Consider the following 11,204-nt stretch of genomic DNA (forward strand, 5'->3'; position numbering starts at 1 on the left):
CGGCAGGATCCGACGGCGTCAGGAGCCCGGCACGAGCTTGCCGACGGTGATCGCGTTGGTGCAGACCGCCACCTTCGGGTCGGCGACGGTGATCTGGACCGCGTCACCCGCCCCTTCCAGCTGGAAGAAGACCTGGTTGAGGCCGCGGCGCAGCCGGATCTCCCGGCTGGCCTCGCCCAGTCGGAAGGTGGCGGTGGAGTCGCCGGAGCTCAGGTAGCCGAAGTAGATGACGTACGGCCACTCCTCGAGCGGACCGTCCAGCGGGACGCGGGTCGCCCGCCCGCCCGCGAGCAGGTGCCCGCAGTCCGGCACCCCGCCCGGCACGATCTTCCGACCCTCGACCGCCACCGGGCGGATGCGACCGGAGTCGTCGAACGTCGACGGACGCTCGGCCTCCGTCACGAACACCGGCTTCCGCTCGGCCGGGCGGAAGAAGTGGGACTGCAGGTTGTCCGGCCAGAAGTAACCCGCCACGACACGATCCGGGACGATGCTGTCCAGGAAGACCGTGCCCGGCGGGGCGGCCGCGAGTTCGGCCTGGGTGGTCGCCAGGTAGTCCCGCCCGTCCTTGGTGCGCCAGTTGTCGCCGAACCGCGCGATGCTCCAGAGCGTGCCGACCCCGATCGTCGCGAGCACCATGATCATGGCAATCAGGCCGACCGCGAAGGCGCCCGGCTCTCGCAGCACCGTCGGCACCGGCCACGCGGTCACGTCGTCCTCCTCGGCGTCGGCCCGTCCGAGCAGGGCGGCCCCGACGCAGAGCGCCGCCACCACCACCACGTCGGCGACGTATCGGGGCACCATGCCGGCCAGCGGGCTGAGCACGTTGCCGAGCCGGGTGGCGGCGAAGAGCCCGGCGATCAGGGCGACATAGCTGAGCAGGAGCAGCCACGCCCGCCCGGCCGATGGGCGCCGCCGGACGGTGACCACGACCAGCGTCAGCAGCGCGGCCCAGGAGAGCCACATGGTGACGTCGTAGGGGTCCGCCAGCGGCGGCCCGTCACCGGCGTACGTCCACCGCCACGGCCCGCCGAGGAGGCCCGGAACCAGGGTGACGCCGATGAGATCACCGAGGAAGGTGAGCACCTCGCCGACCGAGCGCGGCCGCAGCAGCTCCCCGCTGGGCTGGTGGACGTAGAACACGAGGTAGGCCACCGACAGGACGGCCAGCGCCAACCACGCCGGCCAGTGGCGGACGGTGGCGCGCGCCAGGCTGCGCGGCGCACCGCCCGAGGTGAAGAGGAAGACGGTCAGCAGATACAGCAGCGGCGCGATCAGCAGGGCCTTGGAGTCGAACAGCAGGCCGAACGTGATCGACAGCAGCACGGCGACCAGGTGGCGCCAATGCCCGGTGCGCACGTACCGCACCTGCGCCGCGAGGGCGAGCACCATGGCCAGCTGCACCGGCAGCATCAGCAACCCGACGACCCACAGCGAGGTCGCTTCCAGGGTCAACGGGCTGAACAGGAACATGCACAGCGGGATGAGCAGCCCCCAGCCGGGCCGGAGCAGGCTGCGCAGCAGCCGGTAGAAGGCGATGCTGACGGCCGCCTGACCAACCGTCAGCAGCAGCACCCACGGCCAGGTGGCGAAGCCGGCGGCCCGGACCATCAGCCAGGCGACCAGAAGGCCGCCGGGCATGAGGTGGTTGTTGAACGTCCGGAGGAGGTACTCCGGGGTCAACTCCGAGTCGAGAGCCTGGGCGGCGATGACGAACTCGTCCTGGGAGAACCACCCGCGCGTCGCGATGCCGGCCCGCCAGGCCAGGGCGACCACGATCAGGACGACCGCGACCGCCCGTACCCGATCGGCCTGGATCCACCGCGCGACCGGCCCGCGCCCGTCCCCGTCCGGACCTGCGGCGTCGGGGCGGGGCACCGCCTCCGCTTCTGCCATTGACATGGTCGGCAGCCTGCCACACGCTTACACGCCGTGGGCACCGCCGTTCGCCCGATCAGCTCGCCGAAACGCCCCAGGTCGTCGCCAGGGAGGGGGCCGGGCTAACCTCTCGCGGTCGCGCCCCGCCGGCGGCGCTCGCAGCCGTGGAGACAGGAGTCAGATGCGCGCAGAGCTGACAACAGGCACCGAACCGACGGGAAGTCGCACTCCACGCACCGCCCGTCGGTTCCGGCACCTGGCCGTCTGCATCGCGCTCTCCGCGCTGGCGTTCCAGCAGGGTCCCGGCCTGACGGTCGCCGACACCAAGGTCGACCTGAACGTCAACCCCACCGGATGGCTGATCCGCTCCCTGCACCTGTGGGATCCTGCCGGCACCTTCGGCCAACTGCAGAACCAGGCGTACGGATATCTGTGGCCGATGGGCCCGTTCTTCCTGCTCGGATCGGGCCTCGGCCTACCGGCGTGGGTGGTCCAGCGGCTCTGGTGGGCACTCCTGTTCTGCGTCGCGTACGCCGGCGTGGTCCGCCTGGCCGGCCGGCTCGGCATCGGTACACCGGCGGCCCGAATGGTCGCCGGGATCGCCTTCGCGCTGTCGCCGCGGATCCTGACCCAGCTCGGCTGGTCCTCCGTGGAGTCCTGGCCGAGCGCGATCGCGCCGTGGGTGCTCATCCCCCTGATCGGACTCGCCCGGGGCCGCCCGATGCGACGCGCCGTCGCCGGCTCGGCCGTCGCGGTCGCCTGCGCCGGCGGGGTCAACGCGACCGCGGTCTTCGCGGTCGTACCGCTGGCCCTGCTCTGGCTCGCCACCCTCCGGCCGGTACGCCGGCGGCTGGCCGCGCTGGCCGCCTGGTGCGCGGCGGTTGCCCTCGCCACCGCCTGGTGGCTGGTACCTCTGCTCGTCCTCGGCAGGTACAGCCCGCCGTTCCTCGACTACATCGAGACCGCCCGGTTCACCACCAGCGTCACCGACGCCGTGACGGTCCTGCGGGGCGCCTCCTACTGGGTCGCCTACCTCGGCAACTCGTTCGGCCCGACGCTGCCCGCAGGAGCCGCCCTCGCCACCGAGCCGGTGCTCGTCGCCGCCACGATGGCGGTCGCCGTCCTCGGCGTCATCGGCCTGTCCCGGCGCGGGATGCCGCATCGCCGTTTCCTCGTCACCGGCCTCGTCCTCGGGGTCGCACTGGTCGGCCTGGGGCACGTCGGCGAGCTGCCGAACGCCTTCGCCGCCCCGCAACAGCAGTTCCTCGACGGTGTCGGCGCCCCGCTCCGCAACGTGCACAAGTTCGACGTGCTGCTGCGCCTGCCGCTCGCGCTCGGCGTGGCCCACCTGCTCGGCGTGCTGCTCCGGGCGGCGCGGACGGCACCCGCCCGTCGGCGCCGCCTGGCGGCTGTCCGGGCCTGGCTGACCGCGGGCGTCGCCGTCGCCGCGGTCGCCGGGGTGGCCAGCCCGGCCCTCGCCGGCGGGCTGGCCCCGCCCGGCGGCGTCAAGGAGGTCCCCGGCTACTGGTCGGATGCGACCCACTGGCTGGACGCGAACACCGGGCGGGGACGGGTGCTCGTCGTACCCGGCGCCCGCTTTCCGTCCTACGACTGGGGCACCACCACGGACGAGGTCGCCCAGCCACTGTTGCGCAGCCGCTGGGCCGTGCGTAACGCGATCCCCTTCACCCCGCCCACCACCATCCGGCTGCTCGACGCGATCGACACCGCGCTGGCCACCGGCGCCGGGTCGGCCGGCCTCGCCGACCTGCTCGCCCGGTCCGGGATCAGCCACGTCCTGTTCCGCGCCGATCTCGACCACGGCCGCTCCGACACGGCCCGACCGGCAGTGGTCCGGCAGGCGCTGGAGCGGTCGCCCGGTCTGACGCTGGTGGCCAGCTTCGGCCCCGTCCGTGGTGGCGGCCAGACGGCCGGCGTCTTCCAGGACCACGGTCTCGACGTACCCATGCGGGCGCTGGAGGTGTTCCGGGTCGACCGCACGGTGGAACCCGTCGTCGCCTACGACCGCCGCGACGTGACCACCGTGGTCGGCGGGCCCGAGTCGCTGCTCGACATGGCCGCCGCCGGTCAACTGTCGGCGGCCCCCACCGTCCTCGCCGGTGACGCGCCGCAGGGTAAGGCGCCCGGACCGATCACGATGACGGACGGCCTGCGTCGACGGGACGTGTCCTTCGGCCGGATACGGGACAACGCCTCGGCGACACTCACCGCGGCGGACACCTTCGATGTGCCGGCGCCGGCTCACGACTACCTGCCCGCCTGGGGTGCGGAGCAGGCCACCGTCGCGCGTTACGACGGCATCAGCGCCATCCGGGCGTCCAGCTCCCGATCACAGGTCGACGCCCGGGGAGGGGCGCGCCCGGAACACCAACCCTTCGCCGCGCTGGACGGGGACCCGGCCACCTCCTGGCAGTCCGCCCCCGACACGTCCGGAGCCGACCAGTGGCTGGAGCTCACCCTGGCGAACCCGGTGACCGTGCGCGAGCTTCGGCTACGGTTCGACCTCGCGGCCGACACCGTACCGACGAAGGTGATCGTCACCGCGGGGTACGAGAGCGTGGCGGTCGAGTCGTTCGGCGACAGCATGACGTTCCGGCTGCCCGGGGTCCATGCCACGCGCGACATCCGGATCGCCGTCGAGGCGACCATCGGACTGCGCCCCGGCTCCGGCACCGTCGGAATCTCCGAGATCGAGATTCCCGGTGTGCGGACCGGACGCACCCTCGCGATGGCCGCCGTGCCGGCCACCGAACAGCCTCCCACCGTCGTCGTCTCGGCCGCCCCGAGCACACCGGCCTGCTTCTTCGCCGACGGCCACCCCCGGTGCTCGTCCGACGCCGCCCGGGGTTCGGAGGACGGTCGGTCGATCGACCGTACGCTGACCCTGCCGGCGGCCGGGACGTACGTGCCCCACGTCTGGGCCCGGCCCCAGCCCGGCATCGCCCTCAACGCGGTGCTCGACAAGGAGGTGGCCGCCGGCGAGTCGTCTCGCGTCGCGCCGAAGGTGAGCGCCTCGTCGACCGCCGTACCGGATCCGGCCGGCCGCCCGGGTGCCGTGCTCGACGGGGACCCGGCGACCGCGTGGTCGCCCGCCCCCACCGACGACCAGCCGATCCTGCACCTGGAATGGCTCAAACCGCAGGTGATCACCGGTCTGCGGTTCGCCCTGGATCCCGGTGTCGCCGCCACCAAACTCGGCAGCGTCCGCGTCGTCGGCGACGACGGCGTCCGCGGCGGCCTGATCGGCAAGAACGGTCAGGTGGCGCTGAGTCCACCGATGCGGACCGACGAGATCACCATCCAGTTCCTCGACAAGCCGGCCGCCTACAGCCGTGACCCGTACGGTCAACGAGGGCCGGAGCCGCTGCCGATCGCGGTCGGCGAGGTGACCGTGCTGCCGGGTGCGCCCGCGGCTCCGGTGCGCCTCGACGCGCCCGTGAATCTCGCCTGCGGTTCCGGCCCGTCGCTGGAGATCGGCGGCATCCGGGTCCGCACCGCGCTCACCGCCACCGTCCGGGACCTGCTGGAGTTGCGGGACGTTCCGGCCGAGCCCTGCGATGGACAGGCCGCCGGGCAGCTGGGACTGATGCCGGGCGGAGCCCGCCTGGTGGCGTCCGGCAGCGCGCTGGCCACGCCGACGCGGGTGGCGCTGGAGCCACGATCGGCGCAGCCCCGGGTCGCCCCGGCCCCGTCGGCCATCGAGGTGGAATCCTGGTCGGCCACGGAGCGACGCGTACGGGTCGCCGAGCACCCGGTCGACCGCGTCCTCGCGGTACGGGAAAACACCAACCCGGGCTGGCGGGCCACGCTGTCCGGGAAGGTGCTGGAGCCGGTGGTGGTGGACGGCTGGCAGCAGGGTTGGCTGCTGCCGGCGGGCCTGTCCGGAGACCTCGTGCTGAGCTTCACCCCGGATGCGTCGTACCGGGCGGGGTTGTTCCTGGGTGGCTTGCTGCTCGCCGGGGTGGCCGTCCTCGCGATGCTCCCGGAGCGCCGCCGCACCGCCCCGGCGGCGAGCCGTCCGGTCCGGCGACGGGCACTGCGGTCGGTGCCGCTGCTCGCGGTGGGCGCCATCGCGTTGGTGATGCTCGGTGGACTCGTCGGCGGTCTGCTGGTCGCCGCTGGTCTGGTGCTGGCCGTCCCCGGGTCGCTCCGGCTCCCCTGGCCGGCCGACCCCCGCCGCGCCCGGCTGCTCGCGCACACCGCCGAGGCGTGGCTGCCCGGTGCCCTGCTGCTGCTCGCCGGGTGGCTCCACCTCACCGTCGAGCAGCGCCACGTCGCCGCCGCGCCGCAGCTCGCGGCGCTCCTCGCCGTCGGTTGCCTGTGGCTCTCCACGACCGTCCGGAGGCGACCGGTACGACCGGTTCGATCCGTCCTCCCGCCCCCGGCGGTGGAGAAGCCGACGAGTTCGCGGCACGACATCGAGCTGTCCTCGATCACGTGAGCCGGAGCGGGGAAGCATGACGCAGACGAGGGATCCCGGCACCGAGCGGCTGGGTACCGCGGGCATTGCCGTCACGGCGGCCGCGATGCTGACCAACGCGCTGGCCTACCTCGTGCCCGTGCTGGCCGCCCGCGAGTTGAAGGCGCCCGAGCTGAGCGCGCTCGCCACCGCCCTCGGGCTGGTCGCCATCGCCAGCGTGCCCGGCGTCGGCCTGCAACTGGCGGTGGCGGTGCACCACGCCCGCCATGGACGCTCCGCTGCCCGGCGGGCGACCCTGATCACCGCGATCCTGTCCTCCGGGGCGCTCCTCGCCGCCACCCCCCTGCTCACCGCGGGCCTGCACCTTTCCGCCGAGATACCGGCCCTGCTGGCGGTCACCACCGCGGCCGTCGTGCTCTCCTCACGGTGGCTCGGGGAGTTGCAGGGGGAGCAGCGTTTCCTGCGGCTGGCGGTCGGCATGGCCGTCCTGGCCGCCGGCCGCTACGGCGGGGTGATCGCCGGCCTCCTGCTGGGTGCCGGGCTCACCGGTTCGCTGCTGGCCGGCGCACTGGTCGCCGGCCTCGTCCCGCTGGCGCTGGCCCGCCTGGCCGTTCCCCCCGCGCCGGCCTCGGCAGAGTCCGTTCCGGCGGCACCATCGCTGACCGCCGCCCAGGTGGTCACCGGTTGCGGCGCGACACTGGCGATGCTCGTCGTCTCCTATGCCGACCTGCTCCTGGCGCGGCAACTGCTGCCGCCGGCGGAGTCCGGGGCGTACGCCGTGGGCACCGTGCTCACCAAGGGAGCGCTCTGGGCACCGCAGGTGGTCACCGTGCTGGCCCTGCCCCGCCTGGCCCGCGGTGACCGCCGCAGCCGGATGGTCGCGCTCGCGGTCACCGGAGGTGCCGGGCTGCTGCTGGTGGTCGCGTCGGCGCTCGGCGGCGGGTTGGCGTTCCGCCTCGTCGGGGGCGGCGACTACGTGCACCTCGGTGCCCACGCCCCGGTCTTCGCCGCGGTCGGCGCCCTGTACGCGCTGGTCTTCGTGCTGCTCAACGCCCAGGTCGCCGCCGGTGCCCGGTGGCCTGCCGCACCGCTGTGGGCGGCGACCGCAGGGCTGGTCGTCGTCGTGTTGTTCCTCGCGCCGCGCAGTTTCACCGGTCTGCTCTGGAGTGCGCTGGGCACCGCGGTGGTCGCGCTGGTCGGCATGGGGCTGGCGAGCCGATGGCGCCGGGAGCCGATCCCCGCCGGGCCCGGACCCGTCAGCCCTTGAGCCAGGCCTGCAGCAGGTGGCGGTCGATCGAGTCGATCCGGCCGAGCGGCCGCCCCTCCGCCGCCCGCGCCCGCAGTTCGTCCCGGGTGAACCAGCGCGCGTCCAGGAGCTCCTGGCCGTCCACCCGCACCTCGTCCGAGGCGGCGGTCGCCCGGAAACCGACCATCAGCCCGGCCGGGAACGGCCACGCCTGCGATCCCTGGTACGCGAGGTCCACCACGGTCACCCCGGCCTCCTCGGCCATTTCCCGGCGTACCGCGTCCTCGAGGCTCTCGCCCACCTCGACGAAGCCGGCCAGCGTCGACCACGATCCCTCCGGCGCACCCCGGTGCCGCGCCAGCAGGCAGCGGTCCGGCCGACCGGGCGCCTCCACCAGCACGATGATCGCCGGCTCGATCCGGGGGAAGAACAGCCGCGCGCATTCGGCGTCGGCGCAGAAGCGGACATGTCCGCCGTCCCGGGCGGCGGTGGCGGTACCGCAGCCACCGCAGTACCGCTGCCCCCGGTGCCAGTGCAGCAGCCCCCGGGCGTACGCCTGGACCGCCGCCTCGGCCGGCCGCAGCCCACCCGCCAGCGTCCGGACGTCCACCGCCTCGACCGCCCCGGCCAGCTCCAGCGCCTCCCGCTCCGGTCGGCCGGAGAGGTCGACGGCGGAGACCGCCGCGCCGGCGTCCAGGCCGAGGAAGACGGTCTCGTCCGCGGCGGCGAGCAGCTCGGCCGAGTCGGCCACGGCCCGCCGGACCGGCGTCCGGTCCGCCGTCACCAGGCAGTGGTCCCGCCAGAGCGGCAGCACGACGCCCTCCGGGTCGGCCAGCCGGTCGGCGATCCACTCCGGGTCCGCCCGCAGCGCGCCCGCCCGGTCCAGCCACCCACCGCCGTATGCCATGATCCGCTCGTCCGTACGCACCCCGACACCGTCCCACGAACCGGGTGACGCGTGGGGACGGGCGGTGGGTGATCGTCGCGACACATTCTGCTGACCGGCCGAAACGCTGCGGCGACGATGCCCGGGCGGAGACTCCCGGCGGGCCCGACCGTTGGTTACGGTAGTTGTCTTCTGGGTGGGGGAGCGGGTTCCCCCACGTGGTACTTCCAATCGAGGTTGCTGTGACGCTGTACGGCGAAAAACTCCCGCCCGCCGACGACCGGCCGACGGTGCAGGTCACCGCGGTGAGCTGGCCGGGCGACGAGCCGGAGCCCGGCGCCGTGCCGGCCGGCCGACCGGGCGGCCCGTTCCGCTCCCGGCGGGGGCGGATCCTGCTCGCCGGCGGGATCACCGCGGCGATGCTGGCCGCCGTGGTGGGTGCCGGCACCTACGCGTACGCGGGAGACGTGCCCCGCGGCACCACGGTGCTCGGCGCCGAGCTCGGCGGCCTCAGCCGGGCGGACGCGGCGCGGGAGCTTCGGGCGGAGCTGGAGCGCCGAGCGGAGGCACTGAACGCCCCGGTCAGCGTCCGGGTCGGTGAGAAGACCACCGAGGTGAAACCCGCCGACGTCGGCCTCGCGGTGGACGTGGAGGCGACCGTTGCGGCGGCGGCCGCCGCCGAGGCGCACCCGGTGAGCCGGCTGTTCGGCTCCCGCACGGTCGACCCGGTGGTGGCCGTCGACGTCGACCGGCTCAACGCCGCGCTCAGCAACGCGGTGGGGAGCCAGGGCCGGAAGATGACCATGCCCGCCATCACCTTCACCGGCACCACGCCGAAGCCGGTCTACCCGAAGCCCAGCCTGACCCTGGACCCGCCGCTCTCCGCAGAGGCGGTGACGAAGGGCTGGCTCGGCGGCCAGCCGATCACCGTGCCGCTGACCGAGAAGCACCCGGCGACCACCCGGGAGGAGGTGGACCGGCTGGTCGACGAGTTGGCGAGGCCGGCCGTCGCCGCCCCCGTCACGTTGACCACCGACAAGGGTTCGGTCAGCATCCCGCCGAGCGCCATCGCCCGCAGCCTGCGCTTCTCCGCCGACGAGGCGGGCAAGCTGACCCCGCGGGTGGACGTCAAGCGGCTCCGGAGCGCCCTCGGCGACAAGCTGGCGAAGATCGAGGTGGAGCCGAAGGACGCCGGGCTGACCATCGTCGGCGGCAAGCCGAAGGTCGTGCCGAGCCGGGCCGGCCAGCAGCTGGACTCGGCCGCCCTCGGCCGTGACCTGCTCGCCGTCCTCCCGAAGGCCGACGGCCGGGCGGTCACCGGTCAGCTCGAGGCGGCGCAGCCCGAGCTGACCGAGGCGAAGCTGGCGGAGCTCGGCATCAAGGAGCGGGTCTCCACCTTCACCACCCGGTTCCCCGGCGGCCTCTCGTCGCCGCGCAGCCAGAACATCGTCCAGGCCGCCAAGGACGTCGACGGCGCGATCGTGAAGCCGGGCGAGACGTTCTCCCTCAACGGCCACACCGGCGAGCGCGGCTACGACCAGGGCTACCAGGACGCCCCGACGATCGTCAACGGCAAGCTCGTTCCCGGCGTCGGTGGCGGCGTCTCGCAGTTCACCACCACGCTGTTCAACGCGACCTACTACGCCGGCCTTGAGGACGTCGAGCACAAGCCGCACTCGTTCTACTTCAGCCGGTACCCCGCGGTGATCGAGTCGACGATCTACTGGCCCGACCTCGACTTCAAGTTCCGCAACAACACCCCGCACGGCGTCCTCATCGACACGTCGTACACGTCCAGCACGATCACCGTGTCGATCTGGAGCACCAAGATTTACGGCAGCGTCAAGACCGAGTACAGCCCCCGCCGGGACATCACCCAGCCGAAGACGATCTACCTGAAACCCGGCCCCGACTGCATCGAGGCCGCGGGCAGCGTGGGTTTCGCCCAGGACGCCTACCGGGTCATCACGAAGGACGGCAGGGTTATCAAGCGGGAGAAGTTCAGCTGGCGCTACGACGCCGAGCCGCGCTTCATCTGCGGCGCCGAGCCGTCCTGACCACTGCGGCCATCAAAGAAGCCCCGCCGGCTCATCGCCAGCGGGGCTTCTTTCTCTCGTACGACCACCTCAGGGACACTCCTCCGCCAGTTCGGTCCACCATCTCCGCAACCAAACGGCGTGTCCCGCCGGATTGGGCGCCCTCCGCACGGCTCGCCGCCAGCCGGGCTTCCGGTACCTCCGTCACCTCCTTTGCTCTGCTGCGGCAGAGGCAACACTCGGAGCCCTCCGGTGTTGCCTGGACTGCAGCAGAGCAAAGGGCCGAACGAGGCGGGCCGGGGCGGCGCCCACTACGGCAAGCGGCGCGAGCCTGCCGTCGAGCAGCTCTGCGGGCAGCGTCGAAACGGGCGCCAGGACATGGTGGGGCCGACCAGCTCCGCCTTCTCCCCGGTGCCGGCCGCAGCGCCGGTCTCCGCGGCTAGCTCGGTCGGGCTCTGCGGGCCGCGCACCCGTTCAACGCGATGGCGAATATGCGCAGAAACGCAGTCAGGGCCACCCCGAAGGGTGGCCCTGACTGGAAGTTTGTCCGGCGGTGTCCTACTCTCCCACACCCTCCCGAGTGCAGTACCATCGGCGCTGGAGGGCTTAGCTTCCGGGTTCGGAATGTTTCCGGGCGTTTCCCCTCCGCCATGACCGCCGTAACTCTATCGACATGTCAAACAACACCAACCACTCGGGTGTGTTGTTCGTTTGTCG

At 73.2% G+C, this 11,204-nt stretch carries 5 protein-coding genes and 1 rRNA gene; 3 read left to right on the forward strand and 3 right to left on the reverse strand.

Going from position 1 to position 11,204, the window contains the following annotated elements; translation table 11 throughout:
* Positions 1–18 precede the first annotated feature (18 nt).
* A complete protein-coding gene (locus GA0070624_RS03170) occupies positions 19–1,896 on the reverse strand; it encodes a hypothetical protein (protein WP_425413535.1) in 1,878 nt (625 codons plus the stop codon).
* A gap of 163 nt (positions 1,897–2,059) precedes the next feature.
* On the opposite strand from GA0070624_RS03170, the gene GA0070624_RS03175 reads away from it, so the two are divergent.
* Positions 2,060–6,340: an alpha-(1->3)-arabinofuranosyltransferase gene (locus GA0070624_RS03175; protein WP_091336510.1), complete on the forward strand. Its 4,281-nt coding sequence runs from the start codon at positions 2,060–2,062 to the stop codon at positions 6,338–6,340.
* Positions 6,341–6,356: 16 nt separating this feature from the next.
* Positions 6,357–7,586 (forward strand): polysaccharide biosynthesis protein, encoded by a 1,230-nt coding sequence (locus tag GA0070624_RS03180; protein ID WP_091336512.1) that lies wholly within the window; start codon positions 6,357–6,359, stop codon positions 7,584–7,586.
* Here GA0070624_RS03180 and nudC read toward each other — a convergent pair.
* Positions 7,576–8,493 (reverse strand): NAD(+) diphosphatase, encoded by a 918-nt coding sequence (gene nudC, locus GA0070624_RS03185; RefSeq protein ID WP_091336514.1) that lies wholly within the window; start codon positions 8,491–8,493, stop codon positions 7,576–7,578. The two genes, GA0070624_RS03180 and nudC, sit on opposite strands and share 11 nt — an antisense overlap.
* Positions 8,494–8,693: 200 nt before the next feature.
* On the opposite strand from nudC, the gene GA0070624_RS03190 reads away from it, so the two are divergent.
* Positions 8,694–10,508, forward strand: a complete 1,815-nt coding sequence (locus tag GA0070624_RS03190) for a VanW family protein (RefSeq protein ID WP_091336516.1) — start codon at positions 8,694–8,696, stop codon at positions 10,506–10,508.
* Positions 10,509–11,032: 524 nt separating this feature from the next.
* Here GA0070624_RS03190 and rrf read toward each other — a convergent pair.
* Positions 11,033–11,149: ribosomal RNA gene (gene rrf, locus GA0070624_RS03195) — 5S ribosomal RNA — on the reverse strand.
* Positions 11,150–11,204: the final 55 nt, after the last annotated feature.

This window comes from Micromonospora rhizosphaerae, assembly GCF_900091465.1.
In the GTDB taxonomy this organism is placed as follows: domain Bacteria; phylum Actinomycetota; class Actinomycetes; order Mycobacteriales; family Micromonosporaceae; genus Micromonospora; species Micromonospora rhizosphaerae.

What these genes read in the sequence shown, in the direction of transcription:
- GA0070624_RS03170 (WP_425413535.1), bottom strand. Translation starts at nt 1,896, where the DNA reads ATGGCAGAAGCGGAGGCGGTGCCCCGCCCCGACGCCGCAGGTCCGGAC.
- GA0070624_RS03175 (WP_091336510.1), top strand. Translation starts at nt 2,060, where the DNA reads ATGCGCGCAGAGCTGACAACAGGCACCGAACCGACGGGAAGTCGCACT.
- GA0070624_RS03180 (WP_091336512.1), top strand. Translation starts at nt 6,357, where the DNA reads ATGACGCAGACGAGGGATCCCGGCACCGAGCGGCTGGGTACCGCGGGC.